This window comes from Clostridium psychrophilum (assembly GCF_018861705.1).
Classification (GTDB): Bacteria; Bacillota; Clostridia; order Clostridiales; family Clostridiaceae; genus Clostridium_AD; species Clostridium_AD psychrophilum.
The window spans coordinates 32,117-58,540 of sequence record NZ_JAHLEC010000011.1; the positions used below are offsets into that span (position 1 = coordinate 32,117).

26 protein-coding genes, 1 tRNA gene and 2 pseudogenes are annotated in these 26,424 nt (G+C 28.4%); 14 read left to right on the plus strand and 15 right to left on the minus strand.

Annotated elements, in window-relative coordinates; all coding sequences use genetic code 11:
• Positions 1-13 precede the first annotated feature (13 nt).
• Positions 14-370 carry a hypothetical protein gene (locus tag KPL38_RS04250; protein ID WP_216287485.1) on the minus strand — a complete coding sequence of 119 codons (357 nt, stop codon included), beginning with the start codon at positions 368-370 and terminating at the stop codon, positions 14-16.
• 202 nt (positions 371-572) lie between these two features.
• On the opposite strand from KPL38_RS04250, the gene KPL38_RS04255 reads away from it, so the two are divergent.
• From KPL38_RS04255 to KPL38_RS04285, 7 genes are all read left to right on the plus strand, one after another.
• Positions 573-893 carry a hypothetical protein gene (locus KPL38_RS04255; RefSeq protein WP_216287487.1) on the plus strand — a complete coding sequence of 107 codons (321 nt, stop codon included), beginning with the start codon at positions 573-575 and terminating at the stop codon, positions 891-893.
• 184 nt (positions 894-1,077) lie between these two features.
• Positions 1,078-1,153: transfer RNA gene (locus KPL38_RS04260), tRNA-Pro, on the plus strand.
• Between the two features lie 170 nt (positions 1,154-1,323).
• Positions 1,324-2,670: a [Fe-Fe] hydrogenase large subunit C-terminal domain-containing protein gene (locus KPL38_RS04265; protein WP_216287491.1), complete on the plus strand. Its 1,347-nt coding sequence runs from the start codon at positions 1,324-1,326 to the stop codon at positions 2,668-2,670.
• 77 nt (positions 2,671-2,747) lie between these two features.
• Positions 2,748-3,272: a phosphatase PAP2 family protein gene (locus tag KPL38_RS04270; protein ID WP_216287492.1), complete on the plus strand. Its 525-nt coding sequence runs from the start codon at positions 2,748-2,750 to the stop codon at positions 3,270-3,272.
• A 55-nt stretch (positions 3,273-3,327) separates the two neighbouring features.
• A complete protein-coding gene (locus tag KPL38_RS04275; RefSeq protein WP_216287493.1) occupies positions 3,328-3,981 on the plus strand; it encodes an HAD family hydrolase in 654 nt (217 codons plus the stop codon).
• Positions 3,982-4,130: 149 nt separating this feature from the next.
• Positions 4,131-4,568 carry a hypothetical protein gene (locus tag KPL38_RS04280; RefSeq protein WP_216287495.1) on the plus strand — a complete coding sequence of 146 codons (438 nt, stop codon included), beginning with the start codon at positions 4,131-4,133 and terminating at the stop codon, positions 4,566-4,568.
• A 424-nt stretch (positions 4,569-4,992) separates the two neighbouring features.
• Entirely contained in the window at positions 4,993-5,853 is an 861-nt protein-coding gene (locus tag KPL38_RS04285) for a hypothetical protein (protein ID WP_216287497.1), read from the plus strand.
• Positions 5,854-5,962: 109 nt separating this feature from the next.
• Here the strand turns inward: KPL38_RS04285 and KPL38_RS04290 are convergent, their stop codons facing one another.
• A complete protein-coding gene (locus KPL38_RS04290) occupies positions 5,963-7,522 on the minus strand; it encodes an ABC-F family ATP-binding cassette domain-containing protein (RefSeq protein WP_216287499.1) in 1,560 nt (519 codons plus the stop codon).
• A 415-nt stretch (positions 7,523-7,937) separates the two neighbouring features.
• Between KPL38_RS04290 and KPL38_RS04295 the strand changes: the two genes are divergently transcribed.
• The gene (locus KPL38_RS04295; RefSeq protein WP_216287501.1) at positions 7,938-9,113 is read left to right on the plus strand and encodes a class I SAM-dependent rRNA methyltransferase; all 1,176 of its coding nucleotides are present in this window, start codon (positions 7,938-7,940) and stop codon (positions 9,111-9,113) included.
• Positions 9,114-9,404: 291 nt separating this feature from the next.
• On the opposite strand, the gene KPL38_RS04300 is transcribed toward KPL38_RS04295, so the two are convergent.
• From KPL38_RS04300 to KPL38_RS04310, 3 genes are all read right to left on the minus strand, one after another.
• Positions 9,405-10,109 carry a 2-phosphosulfolactate phosphatase family protein gene (locus KPL38_RS04300; RefSeq protein ID WP_216287502.1) on the minus strand — a complete coding sequence of 235 codons (705 nt, stop codon included), beginning with the start codon at positions 10,107-10,109 and terminating at the stop codon, positions 9,405-9,407.
• A 159-nt stretch (positions 10,110-10,268) separates the two neighbouring features.
• Positions 10,269-11,285, minus strand: a complete 1,017-nt coding sequence (gene mnmL / locus KPL38_RS04305; RefSeq protein WP_376769013.1) for a tRNA modification radical SAM protein MnmL/YtqA — start codon at positions 11,283-11,285, stop codon at positions 10,269-10,271.
• 64 nt (positions 11,286-11,349) lie between these two features.
• On the minus strand, positions 11,350-12,426 hold the full coding sequence (locus KPL38_RS04310; protein ID WP_216287504.1) for a hypothetical protein: 1,077 nt from the start codon (positions 12,424-12,426) through the stop codon (positions 11,350-11,352).
• A gap of 245 nt (positions 12,427-12,671) precedes the next feature.
• Here KPL38_RS04310 and KPL38_RS04315 point away from each other — a divergent pair, with 245 nt between their 5' ends.
• Positions 12,672-13,745, plus strand: coding sequence for a YkvI family membrane protein (locus KPL38_RS04315; RefSeq protein ID WP_246577805.1), 1,074 nt, complete (start codon positions 12,672-12,674; stop codon positions 13,743-13,745).
• A gap of 70 nt (positions 13,746-13,815) precedes the next feature.
• The gene (locus tag KPL38_RS04320; protein WP_216287506.1) at positions 13,816-14,736 is read left to right on the plus strand and encodes a radical SAM protein; all 921 of its coding nucleotides are present in this window, start codon (positions 13,816-13,818) and stop codon (positions 14,734-14,736) included.
• A gap of 72 nt (positions 14,737-14,808) precedes the next feature.
• Here the strand turns inward: KPL38_RS04320 and KPL38_RS04325 are convergent, their stop codons facing one another.
• The 7 genes and pseudogenes from KPL38_RS04325 to murI form a co-directional block, all read right to left on the minus strand.
• Complete coding sequence (locus KPL38_RS04325; protein WP_216287508.1) at positions 14,809-15,483, minus strand: phosphatase PAP2 family protein; 675 nt, start codon at positions 15,481-15,483, stop codon at positions 14,809-14,811.
• A 71-nt stretch (positions 15,484-15,554) separates the two neighbouring features.
• Positions 15,555-17,321: pseudogene (locus tag KPL38_RS04330) on the minus strand (heme NO-binding domain-containing protein).
• 276 nt (positions 17,322-17,597) lie between these two features.
• On the minus strand, positions 17,598-18,263 hold the full coding sequence (locus tag KPL38_RS04335; protein WP_216287510.1) for a helix-turn-helix domain-containing protein: 666 nt from the start codon (positions 18,261-18,263) through the stop codon (positions 17,598-17,600).
• A gap of 79 nt (positions 18,264-18,342) precedes the next feature.
• Positions 18,343-18,720 carry a DUF3783 domain-containing protein gene (locus tag KPL38_RS04340; protein ID WP_216287512.1) on the minus strand — a complete coding sequence of 126 codons (378 nt, stop codon included), beginning with the start codon at positions 18,718-18,720 and terminating at the stop codon, positions 18,343-18,345.
• 30 nt (positions 18,721-18,750) lie between these two features.
• On the minus strand, positions 18,751-19,266 hold the full coding sequence (locus KPL38_RS04345; RefSeq protein WP_216287515.1) for a peptidylprolyl isomerase: 516 nt from the start codon (positions 19,264-19,266) through the stop codon (positions 18,751-18,753).
• Between the two features lie 151 nt (positions 19,267-19,417).
• Positions 19,418-19,858 carry a hypothetical protein gene (locus KPL38_RS04350; protein ID WP_216287517.1) on the minus strand — a complete coding sequence of 147 codons (441 nt, stop codon included), beginning with the start codon at positions 19,856-19,858 and terminating at the stop codon, positions 19,418-19,420.
• A gap of 181 nt (positions 19,859-20,039) precedes the next feature.
• Positions 20,040-20,813, minus strand: coding sequence for a glutamate racemase (murI, locus tag KPL38_RS04355; RefSeq protein ID WP_216287519.1), 774 nt, complete (start codon positions 20,811-20,813; stop codon positions 20,040-20,042).
• A 231-nt stretch (positions 20,814-21,044) separates the two neighbouring features.
• Here murI and KPL38_RS04360 point away from each other — a divergent pair, with 231 nt between their 5' ends.
• On the plus strand, positions 21,045-21,341 hold the full coding sequence (locus tag KPL38_RS04360; RefSeq protein ID WP_216287523.1) for a hypothetical protein: 297 nt from the start codon (positions 21,045-21,047) through the stop codon (positions 21,339-21,341).
• 92 nt (positions 21,342-21,433) lie between these two features.
• On the opposite strand, the gene KPL38_RS04365 is transcribed toward KPL38_RS04360, so the two are convergent.
• Positions 21,434-22,126 carry a response regulator transcription factor gene (locus KPL38_RS04365; protein WP_216287524.1) on the minus strand — a complete coding sequence of 231 codons (693 nt, stop codon included), beginning with the start codon at positions 22,124-22,126 and terminating at the stop codon, positions 21,434-21,436.
• Positions 22,127-22,405: 279 nt separating this feature from the next.
• Between KPL38_RS04365 and KPL38_RS04370 the strand changes: the two genes are divergently transcribed.
• A complete protein-coding gene (locus KPL38_RS04370) occupies positions 22,406-22,855 on the plus strand; it encodes a YsnF/AvaK domain-containing protein (RefSeq protein ID WP_216287525.1) in 450 nt (149 codons plus the stop codon).
• A gap of 73 nt (positions 22,856-22,928) precedes the next feature.
• A complete protein-coding gene (locus KPL38_RS04375; RefSeq protein ID WP_216287527.1) occupies positions 22,929-23,387 on the plus strand; it encodes a YsnF/AvaK domain-containing protein in 459 nt (152 codons plus the stop codon).
• Positions 23,388-23,449: 62 nt separating this feature from the next.
• Here KPL38_RS04375 and KPL38_RS04380 read toward each other — a convergent pair whose 3' ends face one another.
• The gene (locus KPL38_RS04380; protein WP_216287529.1) at positions 23,450-23,764 is read right to left on the minus strand and encodes a hypothetical protein; all 315 of its coding nucleotides are present in this window, start codon (positions 23,762-23,764) and stop codon (positions 23,450-23,452) included.
• Positions 23,764-24,702 carry a ParM/StbA family protein gene (locus KPL38_RS04385; RefSeq protein WP_216287531.1) on the minus strand — a complete coding sequence of 313 codons (939 nt, stop codon included), beginning with the start codon at positions 24,700-24,702 and terminating at the stop codon, positions 23,764-23,766. Before KPL38_RS04385 ends, KPL38_RS04380 begins: the two co-directional genes overlap by 1 nt.
• A gap of 852 nt (positions 24,703-25,554) precedes the next feature.
• On the opposite strand from KPL38_RS04385, the pseudogene KPL38_RS04390 reads away from it, so the two are divergent.
• Positions 25,555-25,971: pseudogene (locus KPL38_RS04390) on the plus strand (cation:dicarboxylate symporter family transporter); the annotation flags it as partial.
• Between the last annotated feature and the right edge of the window lie 453 nt (positions 25,972-26,424).

Sequence of the window (26,424 nt, forward strand, 5' to 3'; positions counted from 1 at the left end):
CATGATTATTTTTTTAACTGCCTTCCTCATCATGCAACCTCATGTCCACAAAAAATTCTTTATTACTTATCTCTATATATGTTTTACTATAATCCATTTCAAAATTTGCTATAGATGATTGATTACCGCTATCACTTAAGAAATGTATAGTGCATACATTATTATTTTCCATAGTACATAATCTAATAAGTATATTTTTCACAGTTATAAATTGTATTCTAGAGTTTAAGCATTTAGAAAGTTTATTAATATATAAATTTACACATCTATATTCTATTGGGATTAACAAATCAACATTACATTCATCCTTTTGTTTTTCGTTTATTTCAAAATCACTTATTATTTTCAAATTACTTTTTTTATATACCATATGTCACCTCAAAATGTATTTAATATCTTTAAACATTTCAAATACCATTATAAAATTGCATATTACAATTATTTTCTAACATTATACTACTAATTATATATCTTTCAACAGTTTAGTAAAATACCTTTTTCACACTACTTTGTGTAAAAACATCAATCTTTGGTAACACTAAACTTGAAAATACAATTTGGAGGTATATAAAATGAAAAATTTTCTAATTTCGGCTATAGTGGATATAGTAATAATTTTTGCTTCTTATTTTTTATTTAAAAATATTGTAAGTGGACCAACACGTCATAGAATATACGAGAAATTTATGAGTTCCTTTGCAAAGTTTGTAATTATAATTTTTGTAGCTAGTGTATTAATCACTTCCATAACTGCTTTAATTTTATATAAAACACAATATATAGTATATATTAACATATTAGCTCCTGCCTTAGTGTCTATACTAGTAGGTTTTGTTATGTCTACAGTACCAACTAGAGGTTTTGGAGATAAGGAAAAAGATGCTAACAAATAAATTAAATTAATTTTTAAAAAATATTTCTCAGCGGTATTGACAATCTCTCATTTGTTTTGTATAATAATACTTGTGTTTAACAAATGAAATTTTCAATATATAATTTATGTGTTTATTATTTAAGATAAATCATTGTGAATTAGTTGACATTTACTAATTTGTTTTGTATAATAGATATTGTCTTCGGGGTGTAGCGCAGCTGGGAGCGCGCGTGGTTTGGGACCATGAGGTCGCAGGTTCAATCCCTGTCACCCCGACCAAAAAAGAGTTGTCATATAAATGATAACTCTTTTTTATTGCAATTTTTTATTCTATGTGTTGTATAAAATTATACATTTTTGACAAAATAAATAGTAACTACCTTTTTATTGTTTTTACATATATTGCAATAAAATCATTAAATAGTTAATAACAGCTAGGAGTGATTATTTTGAATAAAATGTATAATGAAATTTTTAAGACCCTACTCAAATCTTATTATGAAGATAATTTTGAAATCAAAGTACAAGAATTATTATCTAAAGATAATATCAACAAAAATGAATTAAGTACTATAATTTCTTCCCTTTGTGGTGTTGACGTAGACTTTTCTAATAATTACTTAGATGATTTAAATAAGGCTATTTTTTCTTATGAAAACAGCTATAAGATTGTAGATAGGGTTAAAGATTGTACTATGGATTGTGCAGATAAAAATGGTGAAACTCTATGTCAAGCATCTTGCCCTTTTGATGCCATCCTAATAGATAATAAAAAAAATACTACCTATATTGATAATGACAAATGTACAGACTGTGGATTTTGCGTTGAGGCGTGCCCGAGTGGTGCTTTAATGGATAAAATTGAGTTTATTCCACTTGCAAAATTGTTAAAAGGTAACTCCAAAGTAATAGCAACTGTTGCTCCAGCGATTATGGGTCAATTTGGAGAAAATGTTAATGTGGATCAGCTTAGAGCTGCTTTTAAAAAAATTGGGTTTACTGATATGATTGAAGTAGCATTTTTTGCAGATATGCTTACAATAAAAGAAGCAGTAGAATTTGATGAACACGTAAAAACAAAAGATGATTTAATGCTTACTTCCTGTTGTTGTCCTATGTGGGTTGCAATGGTAAAAAAATCATATAACAATCTAATTAAATATGTATCCCCTTCTGTTTCTCCTATGGTTGCCTCAGGTAGAGTTTTAAAGAAATTAGACCCTACTTGCAAAGTAGTATTTGTAGGTCCTTGTATTGCAAAAAAAGGTGAAGCTAAACAAAAAGATCTTTTAGGTGATATTGATTATGTGCTTACCTTCACAGAGCTAAAGGATATTTTTGATACATTGGGCGTTCATCCAGAAAAGCTTGATGAAGATGTATCAACTGAATATGCCTCTCGTGGTGGTAGACTTTATGCACGAACAGGTGGAGTGTCTATAGCTATAGGTGAAATAATAGAAAAATTATATCCTGAAAAATATAATTTATTAAATGCCATTCAAGGAAATGGTGTAAAAGAATGCAAAACCTTACTTACTAAAGCACAAGCTGGAGAAGTTAATGCAAATTTCATTGAAGGCATGGGTTGTGTTGGTGGTTGTGTTGGTGGACCTAAGGGCTTAATAGATGCAATTTCTGGAAAACGTATGGTCGATGATTTTGCCGAGGACTCCAAAATAAAAACGTCTATTGACAGTGATTGTATGGATAAAATTTTAAATAAGATTGGTATTAATTCTTTGAATGACTTTAAAGATAAAAATAAAACTATGATTTTCGGGAGAAAATTCTAGATATAACTATACACTGGAATATGATACAATACTTAATAATTAAGTTAATTTATTTTTCACGCCTAAGGGAGGCTTTTATGAAAGCATTAATTGAATATATAAGTCATAGAGATATTAATATACTCAGGATTATAAATAATTCTTGGAAGTGTAAGTTTTTAGATTTTGTAATGCCATCTATGACCTACTTAGGCTCTTTCACTTTTATGTTTATATTTTGCACTATTACCTTTTTATTTCATAACACTATACTTCATAACATGGCTATAGAAGCTATGATTTCCATAACAATTAGTACTGGTATAGGTAAAATCCTTAAAGTAACTGTTACTAGATTAAGACCTTTTATAAAAATTCCAAACTTGAATATACGAAAAATTGGTATTGACAAGTATTCATTTCCATCAGGTCATACTACTGGTGCATTTTCATTAGCTGTAATAATAGCCTTATATTTTCCTATTTTCGGGTTTATAACTATACCTTTAGCAATATGTGTAGGTATTTCCAGAATTTATATAGGGGTTCATTATCCTACAGATGTTATTATGGGAATTTTCATTGGAAGTTTATGTTCTTTTCTTACTTATAAGCTTTTTTAGAACATCTCAATATTGCTAATTGGGAATATATTATAATTAAACAAGAGGTGATTAAATGTTAAAAGATATTAAAGCTGTGATTTTTGATTTGGATGGTACACTTATTGACTCTATGTGGGTTTGGAACACAATAGATAAAAATTATTTTTCAAACAGAAATATGGATTTACCTAAAAATTTAAAAAATCAAATACAGCATCTTAGCTTTGATGAAACCGCAGCTTATTTCAAAAATAATTTTGGTATATTAGATACACTTGAAGAAATTAAAAATGAATGGAACAATTATGCCTATGTTGAATATCTTAATAATGTAAAGCTAAAACCAGGAGTAATAGAATTTTTGTCTTTACTTAAAAAATCACATATAAAAATTGGACTCGCTACAAGCAATAGTAAGTCTCTGTTAGAAGTTGTACTTCATGCTAATGGTATCTATCATTATTTTGACTCTATAACACTTACTGATGAAGTCTCTCGCGGGAAAACTTTTCCTGATGTATATTTACTTGCTGCTAAAAAGTTAGGTGTAAGCCCAACTGACTGTATCGTATTTGAAGATATACTTCCTGCAATTAAAGGCGCAAAAGCTGCTGGTATGAAGGTAATCGGTGTTTATGATGATTCCTCTAAAGAACAAGAGGAAGAAATAATTGATTATGCAGATATGTATATAACAGAATATAATGAATTAATACCTGCTATATAAAGCTCATGTTTATACATGAGTTTTTTATATGAATATTTTTTTTACTATAGAATACTATATAGTAATATGTAATATTATTATATAGTTATAGCCTTTTTGTTTATATCATATAATTTGTATTAAAAAGTAATCTACAAGGAGAGATACTATTGCTTATTCTTCTATTTTCAATTTTTTTAATATGTTTTGGTGTCTATTATTATATAATAGATCAAAAATTGTCAACTCAAAAAACTCAGTTAAGGATACTTTCTAGGCAAAATAGAGAATTCAAATTAAAAATTGAAAGTTCGCATAGCACTCAGGGCCCTATAATTATTAAATACAGACCGCCCCTTTTTAAAACAGGGACTACAAAAGAAAGTTGTAGTTTATATCTAAGCCCTATAGAAAGCTCACCTGTTCTATCTACAATAGTCAAAGGAACTTCCATAGGGATTCAAGACAGTGCTGAAATTTTTAATGTTTCATGGTATGAAATTTCACTAAACTCTCAAAATAACATTAACAACAAAGGTTGGATAAAAAAAGAAGTTGTAGTTACCGTAGATGATGTTGATCACAACCAAGATGGAGCGTCTATTTAAAAAAGAAGGCATATATTTAAAAAATATATGCCTTCTAAAATTATAAATTTTATATTATCTTATTTATGCTTCTTTTTATCATTTTTTGTTGTTTGATTGTTTTCTTTTTTTTCCTTTTCTTGTTGACTTCCACAAGAGTGGTCTTCTTTTTCTCCCATAATGTTTATACCTCCTATAATTATAATTTAATATCCTTTACCTTTAATATTTTGTCCATGATATAAATTATAATGCTACAAAGTTATAGAAAATTTCATTTAAACCATAAAAAATTTAGCCATTCAACTATTTTCTAAAAACTAACGAGACCATTTCTATTTATATTATAATCTACTGTTTATTTCAATTACCCTGTTTCCATCCTTAATTATGTTATAATTTACAAATAAGACTAACGATTTTGTTAGAACTAAAGGAGTTTAATATGAGAATAATATCTGAAAACAACCTATGTATAAATAGACCATATATAAATTTAAAGAAACTGCCACTAAAAAGTTCATTGAGGGTTGGTGAAATTACTGGATCTGGTTTTAAAAGTACTTATATAATAAATCAACATACACAAAGCCTATCTACTAATGAAAATTACATTCTACAATCTAATAAAGGAATTGAGAAACTAACCCTTGATACTCAGCTGCTTGATGAACTCTTATTAGTTGAAGTCAATTATTCATCTAAAAATAGTAATAAATCTTCCAAATTCAAGGTTTACCTTGTTTTAGATAATATAAAATATGCTTTACCATTTACTCCATTTCAAGATGTTTATGATAGCTGTATGAATATCTTAGCTAGAGAACTTCATGGCAAAGAAGAATTAGCTTACATAAAAAAAAGTTTTAACAATTTAGAAAATGATGAAATTTCAGTAGATACAAATTTAAATTTAGAAAGATTACAAGAATTTAAAGATAAGGTAAACTACAAAAGAAATATTTATTATTTTGTTATAAATAACATTGCCTCAACCACTTCAAAATACGATATTAATACTAAACCTAAAGAAATACTAATAAGTAATACTTTAAAAGTTCTAAGATATAATTCTGATACAAGACTTTATATCATACTAGAGCCTTCTGATAAAACAACTAAAACAAAATTAAATGAAGCTGATATTATTTGTAACCTTGGTGACATTAATTTTCCTACTGTTAGCATATGCACAAATTATGGACTTGGAAAATTATTAGATATTAAAAATAATGTTATTCCAAATACTAATACATTGTCATTGTTTGCTAATATACTAGACCTAGGATTAGAAGTTTTAAAATAAAAAAATAAATACAAAAAGAGCTAGAAATTATTCTAGCTCTTTTTGTATTTATTTATTATGGTAAAATCATTATGCCTCTTTAAAATTTAAGTCAACTGTTTCATCTCTATCATTCTACTATTTTAGTTGTCCACTCTTCACAATTCCAAACATCTGTTACTACATCTTGATAAAATTCTGGTTCATGGCAAACTAAAAGGATACTTCCTGTATATTCCTTCAGTGCCCTCTTTAGCTCATCTTTAGCATCTACATCTAAATGATTGGTAGGCTCATCTAATATTAATATATTTGTTTCCCTGTTTAGAAGTTTTGCAAGCCTTACCTTTGCTTGCTCACCGCCACTAAGCACAGTAACCCTACTTTCAATATGTTTTGTAGTAAGCCCGCATTTAGCAAGTGCAGATCTAACTTCCCTCTGAGTAAAACTAGGAAATTCTTTCCAAAATTCTTCAATACAATTATTACGGTTTAATCCCTTTATTTCTTGTTCATAGTATCCTATGTATTGATAATCTCCTAAACTTGCCTTTCCTGATACAGATTTGATATCGCCCATAAGGCTCTTTAACAACGTGGTCTTACCCACACCATTTGCACCAACTAAAGCTATTTTTTGTCCTCTTTCCATATATAAATCTAATGGTTTAGATAATGGTGTATCATAACCTGTAACTAAGTCCTTAGTTCTAAATATCATTTTCCCCGAAGCTCTTGCAGATTTAAAATTAAATTGAGGTTTTGGTTTATCTTTTGTAATCTCCATTCTGTCAATTTTATCTAGTTTCTTTTGCCTTGCTTTTGCCATTCCACTAGTAGACGCTCTTGCTTTATTCTTTGCAACAAAAACCTCTAGTCTAGTAATTTCCTTTTGTTGTCTTTCATAATCTGATTCCATCTGCAGCTTTTTAGCCTCATGGACTCTTAAGAATTCATTATAAGACCCTACATATCTAGTTAGTTTTTTATTTTCCACATGATATATTATATTAATTACACCATCTAAGAATTCAATATCATGTGATATTACTATAAAAGCCTTATCATAATTTTCTAGATACCTTTTAAGCCACTCTACATGTTGCTCATCCAAAAAGTTTGTAGGCTCATCAAGGAGTAGAACATCTGGTGCTTCTAATAGAAGTTTTGCAAGAAGTATTTTTGTCCTCTGACCACCACTTAATTCTGAAACGTCATTATCAAGACCGACATCTTTAAGACCAACTCCTGCAGCTACCTCATCTATCTTTGAATCTATACCATAAAAGCCATTATTATCAAGCTCATCTTGAATTGTACCCATTCTATCCAATAATTTTTGTAATTCAGCTGGTGACGCCTCCGCCATCTTCTCTGTTACACTGATCATTTCCTTTTCTGCGTCAAAAAGATATTTAAAAGCATCCCTTAAAACATCCCTAATAGACTTTCCTTTTTCCAAAACAGTATGCTGATCCATATATCCCACTCTGACATTATTAGACCATTCAACTTCACCTTCATCTGGCATAAGTTTCCCGGTAATAATGTTCATAAATGTTGATTTTCCTTCTCCATTAGCCCCTATAAGCGCTATGTGTTCTCCCCTAAGTAACCTAAACGATACATCATCAAATATTACTCTATCACCAAACCCATGGCTCATGTTTTTTACTACTAATATACTCATTTGTATTTCTCCTTACTATAGTATGATTTTATATTTTTATATATTTTTATGTTTTTATATATTTATACATTTATGTATTTACATTTTATAATCTCTTTCCATATACTTATTTGCTTTAATAATTAGCTACTATACTTGTAAATTATCCATTAAAAAACATATCCAGTTTTTATATTATTATCCTTAAATCAAGTATACATTTAAAAATGGCACATATATAAGTGTAATTTATATTCCTCCTTATGTCAAAACATATTTTTATATTTTATATTACAAATTAATTCAGTGTGTTATACTACTATAGATAAATAATTTGATGATTATATTTAATATTTATTCAAAATATATGAAATACACGGGACATAACATACTTATACATTGTCATGTCTCCTAAATAGCACAGGAGGAATATAAAATGGCTTGTAAATTTTACTTATATAAAGGCAGAGGAAGAAATTCAGAAAATGGTCATCTTTGGATATATAGTAACGAGATAGAAAAATTTGACGGTGAATACGAAAATGGAGATATCATTGAAGTATATAATTTTAGGAATGAATTTATAGGAAAAGGGTACATAAATGATTTTTCTAAGATTGCAATAAGAATAATGACCAGAGATATTAATGAACAAATAGATAAAGAGTTTTTTAGAAAAAGACTTCACGATGCATGGGAATACAGAAAAACAGTTATAGATACCTCAAGCTGTAGATTCTTGTTTGGAGAATCAGATTTTGTACCTGGTATGATTATAGACAAATATGAAGATTACTATGTTATTCAATCTTTAGCACTAGGCATAGATAAATATAAAACTATAGTCGTAGATCTTTTAATGGAAGAATATAATGCAAAAGGTGTATATGAACGAAGTGATGCTAAAGTTCGTGAACTTGAAGGAATGGAGCAAACAAAAGGATTTTTGACAGATCCATTTGATACCACAGTGCAAATTGTTGAAAATGGAGTTAAATATTATGTTGACATGGAAAATGGTCAAAAAACTGGTTTTTTCCTAGATCAAAAGGAAAACAGAGCAGCAATACAAAGATTATGCAAAGATGCCGATGTTTTAGATTGTTTTACGCATACAGGTTCTTTTGCGCTTAATGCAGGTATAGCTGGTGCTAAGAGTGTACTTGGAGTAGATATTTCAGAATATGCAGTAGATTGTTCTAGAAATAATGCAGAACTTAATGGTCTCTCGGATACTGTTAAATTTGAATGCCACAATGCTTTTGAAGTATTAAGATCATGGTCAAAGGAACAAAGACAATATGACGTAGTAATACTTGACCCACCAGCCTTTACAAAATCGCGTTCTACTGTTGATGGTGCTACAAGGGGCTATAAAGAAATCAACCTACGTGGAATGAAATTGGTAAAACCAGGTGGCTATTTAGTAACCTGCTCTTGTTCTCATTTTATGAAACCTGATTTATTTAAAGATACAATTGCAGATGCAGCATTAGATGCTCACAGAACACTTAGACAGGTAGAATTCAGAACTCAAGCAGCAGACCATCCAATATTATGGAATTCTGATGAATCATATTACTTGAAATTTTTTGTATTCCAAGTAGTTTAAAAATAAAAAAGTATATATTACTACAGATGCTTTCACGTCGCTAAGTAATTCTAAAATTTAATATATTTACATCTGCTAAAAACTCAAACTCGCTATCGCTCAAACAATGAGTTTTCTTCACGCATTTATAAATAAACTAAATTAGAATTACTAAAGCTAGTTCAAATGCATTTTACGTAATATATACTTTTCTTTCATTTAAATCTTAATCTTATTGCTTTTATATGTTTACAAATACATAATTTAATAAATAAAATTACGTTTCTATTTTTGTTTATAACAATAATTCTCCTAAAGTATAATCCCATCCTTATATTCTGGCACTATATCTATAATGTCTTTTCTACAGCAGTACTCTAAATCTGCTGTAAGCCCTAATTTAGTAATAGTTTTATAATGATTTGCGTAGGTTATAAAACTGTAAATATCTTGGTTATTTTTATATACATAATGAGAAGTTGTAGCTATATCTGAGAGTTCTGCTTTTTCTAAATTTAGTATGCAATCTATTATGTATCCACTGCATAAAAAATCATCTATAGAAAACTCACCATTGGTTCCTGCATTAACTATGACTACATCTTTATTTAATTCTACAATCTTTTTTGCACAAGCTTTTGCATTTATCATCGCACCTATTAGGATATTCCTTGCACAGATGCAACCTTTTATAGCTTTTGTCCCATTAGTTGTGGTCATAACAAGTGATTTGCCTTCTATTGTCTCCCTAGTATATTCAATTGGAGAATTGGAATAGTGAAACCCTTCTATTTTCAGTGCATCTCTCTCTCCTCCCAGCATAACCTCCTCTTTACTGTTTCTCGCAATAGCAGATGCCTCATTAACTGTTACAACAGGAATTACTCCCTTACATCCATTATTAATAGCCGTTACTATCACACTTGTTGCTCTAAGCATATCTATTACTACTACTGTTTTATTTTCTATTTTTTCTCTTTTTATATCATCTGCTGAAATTATTATATCTATTTTCATATGTTATTTCCTCCTAAATCACACTCTGTACTTGCGTTAAATCATCTCCTGGGTCGCTGCAACGACTTCAGACGGAGATTTACCCCTTTGTAGTTCTCTGGGGTAGATAACAGTTCTAAATTGTTATCCCCCCACTGAAGCTTTATTTTGCTAGAATAGTTAACTCGCACTTATAATAATGGGAGACTTTCCTGATGAAATGTCGTTAAATGCTTTGCCTTGATATAAATCTAATTCCTTCAATTTGTTATCTATACCATTTAGAATTTCCCATTTTTTTAAACTCCACATAGGACCTACTAATAATTCTCTCGGTGCATCTCCCGTTAATCTATGAATAACTATATCAGGTGGGAGTCTAGTTATTGATTCACAAATAATATCTATATACTCATTTTTCTTCAAAAATCTAAGTTTATCTTGCTTGTAAAACTCAACCATAGGTGTGTTTTCTATAAGATAAAGCAAATGCATTTTTATTCCTTTTATATTCTTATGTGCAACATAATCTATTGTCCTAAGCATGTCCTCCTTACTTTCCCCAGGGAGTCCAAAAATAGTATGTACAACAACATCTATATTTCTCTCATTAAGATCTTTAAGTGCCTCTTCAAATCTTGATAGCTTATATCCTCTATTAATAATTTTAGCTGTTTCATCGCTTGAGGTTTGTAGTCCTAATTCCACCCATGTGTACACTCTATTAGAATACTCTTCTATAAGATCTAATACCTCTTTTCCTAAGCAATCAGGTCTAGTAGCTATAGCCAGTCCCACTACCCCCTCTTGTGATACTGCTTCCTCATACTTTTCTCTTAATACATCTATAGGTGCATATGTATTTGTATACGCCTGAAAATAAGCAATATACTTTCCAGACTTCCATTTTTTATTCATCATAGTTTTTATATTTTCAAATTGCTTTGTAATAGAAAACATTCTATTGCCCGCAAAATCTCCAGAACCCCTCTCGCTACAAAATAAGCATCCCCCAGTGCTAATGGTTCCATCTCTATTAGGACAAGAAAATCCACCATCTAGCGAAATTTTAAAAACCTTTGCACCAAACTTTTCTCTTAGAAAATAATTCAAGCTTTGATATCTTTTGTCAATCCATATTTTCAAAGTCAATCTCTTCCTTTCTTTCGTAACCATTCTAATAAAATAACTAGTCATAAGACTAGTTGTTTTATTAGAACTTATATTAATTATACCTTATAGTATATACGTAATGTATTAATTATGATTTTTTCACTGTAAAATTATTTAAATTTAATATCCATTTAACTTTATTGTTTCCTTTTGAAACTTTACTATTTGATTTAGGTATTACCTCATAAGTCATAGTATCTTCTCCAAAAGAAGAATACATTAATTGGAATTTATCTGTAGGATAATTTTTTTCAAAATCAAATGGAATCGTCTTTCCATTATCTACTTGATAAACCTTAATATATTTTCCCGTACTTTTCTTATCATCATATTGAACAACGAGATATTTTTCATCTAATGAGAAGGTCATAAACTCAACTTTACAATCCATTAACATATCTAATTGAATTAATTCCTTTCCAATTGGTTTCTCCTTAGCTATTTCTTCTGACCCTCCATTGTCCGCCGGGCCAGATGAACTCCCAGTATCCGATGCAACAGCTAATGATTCGTCAATATAGACAACACCTATAAATGAATTCTTTTCATAAGTACTAATTGCAAGTTTATCTCCTTCGTAACTGAAATTTATAGAACTATATTTCTTTAAAGGAACTTTTATTTTATATAAGTGTGCTAGATCATCATTAGCATAAGCATATTTAGGAAGTCCAGATTCATCAATAATTAAATTAGTTTTTACATTTGTTTTATCACGAAATCTGATGCCTATACTATTCACAAATGCTTCCTTTTGTGGTGCACTAATAATCTCGCTTATTTTGTATTTATCCCCATCTCTAATGATTTTTATAGAGTATTCATCTAAACAAGACAATGATGATCCTACAGCAGTTTTTGTAACTCTCACCTTAAAAACACCGCTTATACCAACTTCACTACTTTCTGTGATTTTATAACCCTTTATCAACAAATCGCTTTTAGGTATAATTGAAGCTTTTTTTAACAAGTCTTTAGTATATAATTTTTTACTGTCTTTATAGTTACCTTCCATTATGAGGCCCATATAATTATTAACTACATTACTTGCGGTTATAATGTTGAAATTATAGACTTTGGCGTTTTCTTCACCTTTTTTACTTAAGCATCCTGTAAAAGAAAAGGCACAAAATAATATTAGTACACAACTTAAAATTTTTTTCAACGTTTTCACTCCTTTTACCCAATTTTGATATAATTACAAATTTATAATCACTTTTATACACAATAAAACTGAGTTTTAATTAATTATTATGATTATAGTTTCCCACTAAATATGCTTTTAATTTACAAAATCATTATTTTTTATTTAAATTATTATTTATTACTAAACAACACACATATATTTACAAATATAAGCATCTTATTTAAGTATGGGTTTTAATTTAATAATTTTATGGAGGAGATATTTTGAAAAAAACGTTCGGTTTAATATTTCAAACTTCAGCTGTATTTATTGGCACCATAGTTGGTGCAGGACTTGCTTCTGGACAGGAAATAACACAATTTTTCAGCACTTATGGATATGTAAGTTTCTGGGGAATTCTTGTATGTTGTTTAATCTATATATTAATTAGCTCAATTATAGTATCTATTAGTATAAAACATAAATTAAGTTCCTATACTGAACTTATAACTCTTGTAAGCCCAGGTTTTTTTGGCGTAATTACAGATATTTTCACAAGTTTTTTCTTAGTTAGTGGCGCTGCAATAATACTCGCTGGAAGTGGAGCACTTCTTCATCAATATTTTGGTATTTCAAAATGGGTAGGTATTTTACTTATGTCTATTATCTCTTTATATACCGTACTTAAAGATACTAAAGGTTTAATCACTATAAATTCATTTATAGTGCCAGCTCTTACCACAATTATTATAACTATATTTATTTTATATTTAGTTTTTTTTAAAGATATGGTTAGTACATCATATATAAAACAAATTCCTTCTTACAAAGATAATATAATGCCTTTCCAATGGTTCTTTTCTGCTTTGCTCTATGCAGGCTTTAATATGCTATGTTGTAGTGGTGTATTAGTTCCACTAAGCCAAGAAATAAAGTCTAAGCGAGTTCTTATCCCTGGAGTTATAATTGGTGCCTTAGGACTAACCTTATTATGCTTCTTAATAAATATAATGCTTTTATTGAATATACCTCAAATTTTTAAATATGAGATTCCACTTTTGTATATAACACACCGCTTTGGTACACTAATGCAAATTCTTCTACTTTGTGTAATTTGGTGTGAAATGTTTTCAACCGAAGTTTCTAATATTTATAGCGTAGGTAAAACCCTTGAGAAAAAATTTAATCTTTCTTATAAAAACGCCGTCTTAATAATACTTATTATAGCCATACCTGTTTCTCAAATCGGCTTCAAAACTCTAATTAAATTGCTTTATCCTGGTTTTGGTGCAATAAGTTTTATTTTTTTAATTCAATGCATTATATTTTATAGAAAAACAATCAAAAATGAGAATTGACATTATCTAAATTGAACTGTACAATTTTTGTGTATTATAATTGTTTAAATTTTATTACAAGGAGATAAAAATGATTAATAATAAAACACATTTCTTAAACTTACTAGAAAACTGCAATTTATGTCCTAGAAACTGTTCCATTAATAGATCAGCTGGAGAATTAGGCTTTTGCAACTCTTCTGTAGATATAAAAATAGCTAAAGTGAGCCTTTATTACTGGGAAGAACCTTGTATTTCTGGCACATCAGGTTCAGGTGCAGTTTTTTTTTCTAATTGTAATCTAAGGTGTGTATTTTGTCAGAACTATAAAATAAGTCACGAGGGTCTCGGAAAAACTGTTTCTATAAATAGACTTAGTGAGATTTTTTTACAACATCAAAAACGAGGTGCCCTTAATATAAATTTAATAACACCCACTCACTATGTTCCACAAATAATAGAAGCTTTAAAACTTGCTAAAAATAAAGGCCTTAGTATCCCTATACTCTATAACTCAAGTGGATATGAAAATATAGACACCATAAAAGCACTTAGAGGTTTTATTGATGTTTATTTGCCAGATTTAAAATACCACAATGATAAATATGCTATTAAATATTCAAATGCTCCTAATTATTTTAATACCGCAAGTCGAGCTATTACTGAAATGGTTTCACAAGTAGGCAAAACAAAATTTGATTCTAATGGAATAATTCAAAGTGGTGTAATAGTAAGACATCTAATGCTTCCTGGGTTATTATTTGATTCTAAGAAAGTAATAGATTTTATATATACTTCATTTAAAAATAATGTATATATAAGCTTAATGAATCAATACACTCCTATGCATAAATCTTTTGCATATCCTGAAATAAACAAGAAAGTAAACCCCAATCATTATGATTCCCTAATAAACTATTGTTTAAAATTAGGAATCACCAATTGTTATATTCAAGAAAGTGAATCTTCCTCTAAATCTTTTGTTCCCGATTTCGATTTAGGTGAAATCTAAAAACAAAATTTTCAACTTTTCATTTATAAAGGCCCCATGATTTTATTAAAATCATGGGGCCTTTATAAATAACTAATTATCACTTATCGATGTATTATTTTTCTCACTTATCATGTCATTAAACTTCAACTTAAAGAAAGAAAAATATAGTATACAAGCAAATATAATACCTGCAATAACATCAGCAAAATAATGTTGCTTTATTAACACAGTGGATAAAATTATTGAAACAGATATGATAATACAAATTGCTTTAGCCCATTTACTAACCTTATCAGATTCATAAGTATACAGAGCTACTAACACAGAATTTAAAACATGAATACTTGGAAAACAGTTGTAAGGATTATCCATCTGATACAAATTCATAACTAAATTGCTAAAAAAATCCGTTCCTTTTATTATGGGCCTTGGAACATATGTTGGATAAAAATAATATATTATATAGCATGAAATCATGCCTATGTTTAAAGTTATAAGAAGCTTTAAGTACCTTTCTTTATCTACTATGCATAAAATAACAGAGAAAACTGCTATAAATAGATACCAAGACATATAAGGTAATATAAAATATTTATTAAAAGGAATAAATTTATCCACATATGTAAATACAGAATTTGTACTCCCTCTATTTTGATTTAGCAATGGATAAGTCAAACTTATCAAAAGTATGCTTATCCCCATTAATCCTCTTTTAATAATCTCCTTCCACTCATTCGTCACGATTTTTTTTTCTAATTGCTCCATTTCTCTTCTCCCTACCGCCTTAATAAAAGCTATATCTTATATTTTTTTAGATTATCTTTAAATGAACTTGTTTATTTTTTAAATTCATATATACTGTCTATTAGATTTTTTATTTGATTTGTATAACTTTCAACACTAGCACTTACCTCCTCGGAAGAAGCAGAATTCTCCTCCGAAATTGCGGCTAAAGACTCTATTGTTTCATATATGTTTGCAATAGATTTTGATTCCCTATCTAAATCATTTATAGTATTTATAGTATTTATCATTGAAGTCGATACAGTTCTAACTGACATTGTAGCCTCATAACTTATATCTCTTACGTCTTCTAGCCCCTTAGTTTCATTTTGCAAAATATCATACTGGTCACCAATTTTATTAACAAGTGTATTTATATCCTTAACAAATTCAATCAAATTACTATTAATTTCTTCTACAGCACTCTTTGACTGTTCCGCAAGCTTTCTAACTTCATCAGCAACTACAGCAACTCCTCTTCCCTGTTCACCTGCACGCGCAGCTTCTATTGATGCATTAAGTGCGAGTAAATTGGTCTGCTCAGAAATTTGAGAAACAATTGATACTATACTTGTTATGTCATGAGCCTTGGTTTCTAGTCTAATGCCATTTTCCTTAACTTCATGAAATTTTTCTAAAGTGCCAAGTATATTTTCACTTGTACTATCAACACTTTCATAACTATTATTTATTTTTTTAATAGTTTTTTCTAATTCATCTTTATTGTCATTTTCATTTTTAACAATGCCTTTAAGAGATTCAATATTATCATTTAATATTAAAACAGCATTTTCAGTGTTTTCTGCCTGGCTTACAGAGTAGCTAGCCATTTGCTCAACTACTCCTGTTATGTCCCCAGAAGTCTTATTCATAATGTCGGAAATTTTATTTATATTGTCAGCAAAAGTATCCATTTCATCAGTCACACCTTTAAACTCAACAAAATCTGATCTAAATCCTTTTTTATATAACTTAATTTTCTTATATAACTCTTCATACTCATCACCAGTTACTATATCTCCATCCTCAACATAATTATTACTATTGATTTGGTCTATAGTTTGTGAAATTAACTTTTTAGGTCTTCCCATTACACACGATGATAAAAATGATGTTATTCCTGAAATAATTGCAATTCCTAACACCTTTATTATACTCTCATTACCTACCATTGAGATAGCCCCTAGTAATGCTATAATAAAAGTAATTAGACCTACTTTAGCATGAGAGCTATTAATAAAACCTAAAGATAAAATTTTATTGATTTTATATGTCTTTTTATAATAGATATCCTTTTAAAATGTAAGCTTTAAACTTAGACTATCTGAGGTTTTTTCTAATTGTCTAATTTCAATTTTTTCATTAAAATACTCACAAGTTCCTTCTAAAAGTCCTAAAAAATAATCAAACATTGCTCTCTTAGAATTTTAAGTAAAAATAGCTTCACGACTAGAAATAGGTGTTATACCTACAAGTGGTGGAATAGATCCAACAAACTTTTTTGTCATTGCCACATGTATATCAAATAATAATTTTAAAAACGAATATATATTTTCTGTTTGGAAAAATACAGGAAAATCTTTATGAAAAGTGGTTAAATTATCTTTTCCTATAGTTCTCCATAGTTTTTCTATTGGAATATTTTGTTCCTTTGCTATTCTACCTACTATATTTTTAACTTGTCCATCTTCAATATTCTCTACAGGCAAAAATATTTTGTGAGCTTTCCAACCCACAGATTCCATTGCATTAATAACCACACTATCCCCATAAAGCTTTCTACATGTTTTCATCCAAGTTGCCACTACTGTTCCTTTCATATTGTTCATTCCCCCCTTTTATATATAACCTACGTTTTGTTATATGATTATTAGCAATACCCCTCATCTATAGCAAACTAATATCACTTATTTAATATATTATCTATTATAAACTATCGATAGTGTTTTGTTAATAAGAATAATTATTAATTCGCTAATTTGATTTTAGTTATGTACAATTATTATCTTAAGTTCTACTTATATGTAAGTATAACCTAACAAAGGAAAGCATATCCCTTGCTAGCAAGGATGTGCTTTCCTCCATTAGGTGCATTATCATAACTTAAACTCTACTCTATCCAATTTCGCAATTACTTGAATATCATTATGCTGAACCGTATCAGTTCTTAATGATACTCTATTACTTATTAATAATATTTTGTTACTATCTAACTTCTTTATTTGTCTTAAGACTCTTTGTCCATTATAATCCACAAGCGAAATAGCATTATTTTCTATTTCATGTGTTAAATGTGCAAAAGCAATATCTCCGCTACAAATTCTAAACCCAAGCATATCATCATTTTCGATTTCTAAAAATAGTACTTTGTCTTGAGCATATCCCTCTACTTTGTTCGATATTATTGGCATTTGCTTTTTCCCTACAACTTTGTCTAAATCATATTTATAAATAGAAACATCTTTTAGAACTGAGCTGAAAGCATCATTCCAAACCTCTTTTACTTTTCCTTGAATTGGTCTTTCAAGTTTTGGTTTCCTCTCATCTTCAGTCTCAGCATCTTCAAATGATGCTGATGAATCTTCTATCTTTTCACCTAATACCTTAGATATTTTTTCTATAAATTTTTCATTAATAACCTTTTTTCCCATTTCAATATCATTAATAAAACCTTCAGAAACTCCGATTTTTTTGCCTAATTGTTTTTGGCTTACTTCTTTTGTTTCTCTTATTTTCTTAATTTTATCTCCTAATCTACTCATAGTTCTCCACCTTTCAATAAAATAATTATTTCTAAAATATAAATCTTCTGCTATATCACAGAAGATTTATATTTTGTGGTTATTCCATTTTTTTGTATGCTTCTCTTTCTTTTATTAGATGCTGCACTAGATAGCTCACTGTCCAATCTATAGATGTTGGCGTTACCGCTGCTAGTATAGTATCACTGCTTTTAATCACTCTTATACTATCAATTAGATCATAAAGTTTCTTATCATTAAAACCATTGAATAAAAGTAATTTTTCATGGGGTAATTCATCATTATTTTCTTTTATTTCTACGTTCTCTAATACTTTTCTTATTGTAAGTGCTCCCATATTCTGCTTAATTACTTTGCAAGGTAATATGTTTTGTTTTGATAATAAACCATTGAGGTCTTCTTCTTCAATTTTTGTTAATCCATATGCAAGGATAAGTTCTTGATTAATAATGTTCATTCCAACCTTCCCCCCTACAATTGTATATTTTTACATTTTTTCTGGTTCGTCATATTTTATTCCTAAAGTATCAACAGTCATGTTTTTTATTTTCTGTTCTTTACATGGCTTATCTCTAAAATCTCTTTCAACCTTAGCTATTTCTAAAGCATATTTCATTCCTTCGGTTACTTTCCCAAAAGCTGCATAACTCCCATCTAAATGATGAGAATCGGCTACCATAAGAAAAAACTGACTTCCTGCTGAATTCAAATCATTAGATCTAGCCATTGATAAAACACCAACTGAATGCAATAAATCATTTTTAAATTTATTAGAAGAAAATTCACCCTTAATTGAGTATCCAGGTCCACCGACACCTGTACCTTCAGGACAACCACCTTGTATCATAAATCCTGGAATTACCCTATGAAAAATAAGTCCATTATAAAAGCCCTTATTTATAAGACTAATAAAATTATTTACTGTATTAGGTGCAACCTCTGGGTACAATTCAGCCTTTATTATTTTACCATTTTCCATATTAATTGTTACTATTGGATTCATATAATTATCTCTCCTTTTGTTATGTATTTAATATAAATTATATCACATATAATAGTATATGCTGTTTTTTATAAATAAACTCTATATTTAAACATCTTCAAAATAGGCAGATACAATCTAACTATTTTGAAGATAACATGCCTAATAATAATTAAATCATTTGTTGTCCAACACTTATTTGTAATATTATCTTTTTTTGAGGTTCCTCTAATTTTATATGAATATTCCCTCCAGGAAGTATTATTAAAAAATGTTCATCTAACATATCTACGTCACTGTTTTTTTCAATGTTAACTATATCTATTTCTAGGTTATCATGAGCCTCTACGCTAGCATATTCATATCCAATGGTTAAACTTCCAAACGTAGTTGTATCTTTTAACTGTTTATCATCATTTGATATAATTAGATGTACAATGTTTTTACTTTCAATAGATTTACATACTAAATGATTTATGACGCATAAACAATTACTTTGTGCTGGATTATTAATAACTATACAATTGATTTTATTTGCTTCTTCTATTTTCATGTTAAAATTTTTATGCCCTACGTAATGTTCATTATTCTTTTCTAATTGAAATACCCTCATTTCATCACCTTATTTCTGTTGTTTATTTGTACAATATATTTTATTCCCTTGCCCCTAATATTGCTATGATTAATTCATAATTAATTATTTTTAAATAGCCTTTAAACCAAAAACAGTTTGAAACTAGTTAACTAGTTCCAAACTGTTTTTGTATTGATATATTTTTAAAATCTTACTCAATTTATAATCTCAATAATTTATAACTTAAATCTATTATCTGTTTGTTATTCAATGAATTATATACAGTTACAGTACCTTTTGTTTTCTTTTCATTCAAAAGATTATTGCTCGCAAGCTGCCTTTTTAGTTGATTTACTGTACCTACACTTCCATCAATTATAGTAGTTTTCTCACCAACTATTTTAATTAATTCATTTTTTATAAAAGGGTAATGGGTACATCCAAGAACTATGCAAGCTACATCTAAATACATGAATTTTTTAAGCTTATCTCGCAGATATTCTTCAATTTGATGCCCCTCGGTGATCCCATCTTCTATGAGCTCAACAAGTCCAGCACATGGGAGTGAAATTATATTTACTTCTTTATCATATTTATCCATCAAATTACTAAACTTCTTTTCAGATAAAGTCATTGGTGTTGCCATAATAATTATGCTTTTGCCCTTACTGATTTCTACAGCAGGCTTAAGTGCTGGTTCTATTCCAATTATAGGTATGTCCGTATACTTCTGCCTAAGTGCATCTATAGCTGCACTAGTAGCTGTATTACAAGCAATTACTACTACCTTTACTCCCTTGCTCAAAAGAAAATCCATCGCATTAAAGGTTAACTTTCTTACCTCATTTACATTTTTAGTCCCATATGGAGCATTCAATGAGTCACCGAAATAAACAAAATCTTCACTGGGAAGTACTTTTAAAGATTCCTTTAAAACACTTATTCCACCTACCCCTGAATCAAAAAATCCTATTGGTTTTTCTTTATTATTCATATCTTCACCACCATATTAAAATTAACAATCTTTATTTAATTTATAAGAAAAATATGTATACTAATAATTTATCAATTTCTTAGTCACAAATATACATTACATAAAATAATATACTATTAAATCATCTACTAGGTCGCTTCAACAGTTTCGAAGAAGATGAATTGACGACTTCTGAAATGTCGTTAAATCTATTCATTTAATTTAAATTATACCATAAAAGGAGGGAATGTTATGCCAACAGCTCCTAATTTAAATAAATTTAAAGGTTCAATAAGTAATAGTCTAGGATTTATTTCAAATAAATCTGAAGATTTTGTAGAAATATCTAAGATTAAATATAAAATTTATCTTGAAGAAAATAGTATGGATGATCTTTACAGAGATATAGGAAAAGATTTATTTAAAATTTTTAAAACCAGTAGTCATATTGATCACTCTTTGTTAGATTATTGTAATACTTTAAAAAAAATAGAAAATCGTATAGACGCTCTTCAAAAAAAACTCGATAAGATTAACAATAAAAAATAGAAGTTATGATTAATTCAATCATGTATACTATAATGGCACCTATAGTTTAAACATCTTTTCTAAACATCTATAGGTACTATTATATATCTTTACTATTTTTCATGATTTTTCTCCATTTTATATCCTATTCCTCTTATTGTTTTTAAATATTTTGGGTTTTTAGGATCTTCCTCAATTTTTTCTCTTATATGACTTATATGTACCATAATAGTATTAGAGTCACCATAATAAGGATTTTTCCAAACTATCTCATATAATTGTTTTTTAGTATATACTTTTCCGGGATTCTCCAAAATAAACTCAAGTAATCTATATTCTTTTGGGTTTAATGCTATTTCTACGTTGTTTTTATAAATACAACAACTTTCTTTATCTAACGTTAATTCTCCAATTTTTATACTAGTTTTGTGATTTTTGTTAGAATATTTGTAATACCGTCGTAGCTGTGCCTTAACTCGTGCAATTATCTCAATGGGGCTAAAAGGTTTTATTACATAATCATCTGCACCTAATCCAAGCCCCAAGATTTTATCTGATTCTCCTTCTCTTGCAGTTATAAATATTACTGGTATTTCACTAGTTTCTCTGATTTTTTTTAGGACCTTAAACCCATCAATTTTAGGAATCATAACATCAAGCAAAGCAATGTCTATATCTTTATTCTCAAATATATCTAATGCTTGTATTCCATCTTCTGCTGTGTAAATTTTATATCCTTCTTTTGATAAATGGATTTCTAGCAATTCTCTTATATCTTGTTCATCTTCTACAATTAGAATGTTCATTATGTATACCTCCCCTCTATAACCATTGTAACTCTTAATTACATTTTGACTCAAATAAAAATTTCACTGTACAAATTGTCACAATTAATATCTTTTAGAAATATTTTTTTTAAATATTATCGAATTTACTTAAAATAAGTATAACAATAAATTTTGCCTATGAGAAAGTTTACAATAATTTTTTTGATTTTATTTCCATCGTTTAATTAGGATAATATATTTCTTAAAAGGACAATATATTAATGATTTAAAATTAATAATTGATGGAGGTATTTATATATGAGTATACTTGATGGAATTTTCAAAAATGGTGACAAAAATATTAAAGAAAAAACAGATGATAGTGCAAAACTAAGCCTACGCAAAGAAGAACTTGACATTAACAAAAATCGTGTACAAAAAGGCGATGTAGAAATTAGTAAAGAGATTTTAGAAGAACAAAAAAGAGTTGATGTCCCTGTTTCATGCGAAGAAGTAGTCATTGAAAGAAGATCATTAAACAATGAAGCAAGTGATTCACCTATCACAAACGAAGAAACTATTAGGATTCCTGTAAATGAGGAAAAAGTTAATGTAGATAAGCACACAGTAGTAACAGGAGAAATTCTAGCTCACAAACGCGAACTAGAAAATACAGTGCATATAGATGAAACTCTCAAAAGAGAAGAAGCTCACATTGATAAAAATGGAGATGCCAATATAATTGATAACGGTATAAATCACAAATAATAAACTAGAAAACACCTCCAAATTTAATTAATAATTTGCGAGGTGTTTTTCAAAATAAATGGAGGGAATATGTATGGTCGAAAATCCCCTAAAAAACATAAATTCTAAGTATGAACCACAAATAAATGAATTGGAACAAATTTCATATAATTATAATAAAGATGTTGATCTTAAGATCAAAGAAGAGAAACTAGATATTTCAAAAGAGTGGATGCAAACAGCGGATGTTAAAGTTTATAGAGAATCCATCACATTAAAAAAGAGTTTTACTGTATCTGTTGAGCGTATAGAACTCGTAATAGAAAACAAAAATCTATCTTCAGATATTCAAGATCATAACGATGAACCCAAAAATATTATTCGTATACCTCTTAGTGAAGAAAGTGTTGAATTTACAAAACATAAAGTTGCTTTAGAAGATGTATCCATTTATAAACAAAAGATTGAGGATATAAAAACAATTGAAACCACATTAAAAAAAGAACAAGCAAAAATTAAAATTTCAGATTCATTAAAAATTAAAACTGAATAAAATTTTTAAGCTTATAAAAAATACCTACTACCTTTTATAAGCTTATAATTAAATTAATTATTTTAGTTCATGTTTTTAAATAGTTCTTTCATATTTGCGATTGAACTTTTCATAACTTCATCAACAACAACTTCTTTATTTTCGTCTTCAACCTTATTCTCAGTCTCATCACTTACTAGCTTTTTTTCTTTTAGAGCTTTTTCTACAATTCTTCTTATTCCATCTTCATTAATTTTATCTTTTGCATCATACTCATCAAGCAATATTTTTTCTAAAGAAATGCTATTACTACCTAAACGATTTTCGTTTTTATAATTTTCTATTACGTTAAAAGCTTCATTGCTTAAATTAAATGATTTAACTTTTTTCTTGCACATTATTTCAACATCTCCTTGGCAACTAAAAACAATCCTTTAACGGTTGCCATTTGTGGTTCTTCTATCTTTTCGAATTTTGCTGGTATATAGTTATCCTTAATATTCAAACTCGTTCCTCCACCTAAAAATATTCTCATGTCTTTGTGATTAATCCATTCCATTTCTATTTTCTGGTTTATAGATTCAATTAAATTTTCATATAGGGGCTGTTTTATAATATCATATTCCTTTTCTGTATCAATTTCTGATAGTTCCTTTGTTATACCCTTCTTATCCAAATTATCTTGAATAATATCTAGTACTGTTCTATTCCCTATTTCTATAGTTTTACTAAGCTTATCATTAAATTTTTGTCCTTTTTCAAAATAAGTAAGTTCACTTGTTTTAAACCCTAATGTAATCATGCCTAATCTTTTATTATTTAATGCTACTCTATCTTTATGATTATTTATAGTATGTAAAAGCGCAGCGTCTGATTCTCTAAAAATTATTATATCTTCTATATAAATTTTCTTAAGTTCTTTAGTCATATAATTATATGTTTCAATAGTTTTGCCCTTATATGCATTTTTAACTTCATTAAATGTTTCCGTGCTAAAAACTTTATTTGGAACTCCTAACCCTATTTTAACAGTACTAGAACGTGCTAACTTATTTAATAAAGTGAAAAGCAATTGTCTCGTTGTTTTTGATGTTTTGTCATCACTAAAATTATATCTTTTGTTAAAGCTTTCTTTTTCACAAATCTCACCAGCAAATACGTCTTCTCCATCAACTTTCAAATAAATAGGATCATTATAAGAATTGTAATCCATTAAATCTCGTCCATCACCTATGATACTTTTAAATATACATTCTCCTGACTCACCTTCATATTCAGTATACCCTTTTATAAATCCACGTCCCAAATCTGCACCTATATATTGAATCTCTGACATGTTATACTTCCCCCTCTTATATTTAATAAATTTTATTAACTTTTATTAACTTATTTATATAGTACCCTAAATGCATGTTTTTGTCGATACATACTGTGATATGTTTATCTTATTCATGTAATATTTATTAATCTTTATTAATATTTATTAATCTTTATTAATTATTGTTAAGATTACTACCCATATGAAAGTAAATTAATTATTAGCCCTAAATTGTTAAACATGAATTTACTAACAAATGACAGAAAATAATATCACTATTAATCATGATATTACATTCAATTTGATAAACATATAAAGAAATTAGATGACTAAATAATCTAATGATTAGAAGTAAGTATAATAGGTTTATTTAAAAATGGAAAATTTTATTTATAGGGTATTTTCGAATAAGTGTTCCACAAATCAGTAACTTTTTAAGAGCTAGATTTTTCATAATAATCTCCCTTATTTACATCCTTAATTTAATAATTAAAAACTTATTTTAGTGTATAATAAATCAGTGTGAAACATATTTATTTGCTCCTATAAAAGTAATTAAAAATTGGTTGAAAAATACGTTTTTTTAACATGCATTGATAATAAAGTCATCAATAACTAGCGTGCATTGCTTTCGAATTGCACGCATCTGCAATCTTTTTTATATAATACTTTATTACTTTTGTTTTTTAATTCAATTGAAATGGAATTGCTAAAAATTAACATAGAATATAATAAGCTCATCTTCCATTTAGTTTGAGGATGAACTTATTATAAAACATTACAATCAAAGAATATGAAAATTGTTTTCTAATATAATTTAAATTTTTTCATGATAAACCCATAAAATACCAGATTGTTTATAGCTTCCAAGGTGATATATTTTTAAGATTAATTAAAATGATTGTTGTACCAATTGTCTTCTCATCATTAGTTGTAGGTGTTGTAGGTGTTGTAGGTGTAGCAGGTGTAGGCGATGGAAAGGAAGTTGGGAAAATCGGTCTTAAAACGATTATATATTTTGAAATTATTACTACCATTGCAATTTTTCTCGGTTTATTTATAGGCAATGTAATTCATCCAGGAACTGGAATAGACATGCATTCACTTGTAAAGACTAGCATTTCAAGCTATGCAGGTACTGCAGCAACTGTTCAGACTCATAGTTTTATAGATACTTTTGTAAATATTGTTCCAACTAATATTATGCAATCATTAGCTAGTGGAGATATGCTTTCAATTATTTTCTTTTCACTTATGTTTGGTTTAGGAATTGGGTCAATTGGAGAAATGTGGTTGGCAATTCCCTTGCTTGTGTAGTTATATCCAAATGGGAAGGTCAATATAATACTGTAAAAGGAATTGATTATATAGAAGCTTTAAAAAAAATTGCAGTAAATAGCTAATAAACTTTAGCATCATTTAGGAAATATATTTGTAGTGATTAATAACGCACTTCAAAATAAAGATGGGTTCTTCAAGTGCTGGACTCCATCTTTATTTTGTCACTTATAATAATAATAATAATGCGTTTGAACTGACTAAGAATGATTTAATATTATTAGGAAAGATGATATGAAATGCACAATATATGATTAAAAAAATAGAAGGCATGTTAATTTATATTATAATATGATTAAGCCACAAAAAGCTATATTTTCTCCGGTAGGAGTTAAGCTATTTCAAATTTTAGGCTATGCCTCTTGAAAATATTGTAAATTAATATGAAAATTTCAATAAAAA

Excerpts from the sequence above, each read along its gene's own strand:
- KPL38_RS04250 (WP_216287485.1), bottom strand. The coding sequence starts at position 370 with ATGGTATATAAAAAAAGTAATTTGAAAATAATAAGTGATTTTGAAATA.
- KPL38_RS04255 (WP_216287487.1), top strand. The coding sequence starts at position 573 with ATGAAAAATTTTCTAATTTCGGCTATAGTGGATATAGTAATAATTTTT.
- KPL38_RS04270 (WP_216287492.1), top strand. The coding sequence starts at position 2,748 with ATGAAAGCATTAATTGAATATATAAGTCATAGAGATATTAATATACTC.
- KPL38_RS04275 (WP_216287493.1), top strand. The coding sequence starts at position 3,328 with ATGTTAAAAGATATTAAAGCTGTGATTTTTGATTTGGATGGTACACTT.
- KPL38_RS04285 (WP_216287497.1), top strand. The coding sequence starts at position 4,993 with ATGAGAATAATATCTGAAAACAACCTATGTATAAATAGACCATATATA.
- KPL38_RS04290 (WP_216287499.1), bottom strand. The coding sequence starts at position 7,522 with ATGAGTATATTAGTAGTAAAAAACATGAGCCATGGGTTTGGTGATAGA.
- KPL38_RS04295 (WP_216287501.1), top strand. The coding sequence starts at position 7,938 with ATGGCTTGTAAATTTTACTTATATAAAGGCAGAGGAAGAAATTCAGAA.
- KPL38_RS04300 (WP_216287502.1), bottom strand. The coding sequence starts at position 10,109 with ATGAAAATAGATATAATAATTTCAGCAGATGATATAAAAAGAGAAAAA.
- mnmL (WP_376769013.1), bottom strand. The coding sequence starts at position 11,285 with ATGACTAGTTATTTTATTAGAATGGTTACGAAAGAAAGGAAGAGATTG.
- KPL38_RS04320 (WP_216287506.1), top strand. The coding sequence starts at position 13,816 with ATGATTAATAATAAAACACATTTCTTAAACTTACTAGAAAACTGCAAT.
- KPL38_RS04325 (WP_216287508.1), bottom strand. The coding sequence starts at position 15,483 with ATGGAGCAATTAGAAAAAAAAATCGTGACGAATGAGTGGAAGGAGATT.
- KPL38_RS04335 (WP_216287510.1), bottom strand. The coding sequence starts at position 18,263 with ATGAGTAGATTAGGAGATAAAATTAAGAAAATAAGAGAAACAAAAGAA.
- KPL38_RS04340 (WP_216287512.1), bottom strand. The coding sequence starts at position 18,720 with ATGAACATTATTAATCAAGAACTTATCCTTGCATATGGATTAACAAAA.
- KPL38_RS04345 (WP_216287515.1), bottom strand. The coding sequence starts at position 19,266 with ATGAATCCAATAGTAACAATTAATATGGAAAATGGTAAAATAATAAAG.
- KPL38_RS04350 (WP_216287517.1), bottom strand. The coding sequence starts at position 19,858 with ATGAGGGTATTTCAATTAGAAAAGAATAATGAACATTACGTAGGGCAT.
- murI (WP_216287519.1), bottom strand. The coding sequence starts at position 20,813 with ATGAATAATAAAGAAAAACCAATAGGATTTTTTGATTCAGGGGTAGGT.
- KPL38_RS04360 (WP_216287523.1), top strand. The coding sequence starts at position 21,045 with ATGCCAACAGCTCCTAATTTAAATAAATTTAAAGGTTCAATAAGTAAT.
- KPL38_RS04365 (WP_216287524.1), bottom strand. The coding sequence starts at position 22,126 with ATGAACATTCTAATTGTAGAAGATGAACAAGATATAAGAGAATTGCTA.
- KPL38_RS04370 (WP_216287525.1), top strand. The coding sequence starts at position 22,406 with ATGAGTATACTTGATGGAATTTTCAAAAATGGTGACAAAAATATTAAA.
- KPL38_RS04375 (WP_216287527.1), top strand. The coding sequence starts at position 22,929 with ATGGTCGAAAATCCCCTAAAAAACATAAATTCTAAGTATGAACCACAA.
- KPL38_RS04380 (WP_216287529.1), bottom strand. The coding sequence starts at position 23,764 with ATGTGCAAGAAAAAAGTTAAATCATTTAATTTAAGCAATGAAGCTTTT.
- KPL38_RS04385 (WP_216287531.1), bottom strand. The coding sequence starts at position 24,702 with ATGTCAGAGATTCAATATATAGGTGCAGATTTGGGACGTGGATTTATA.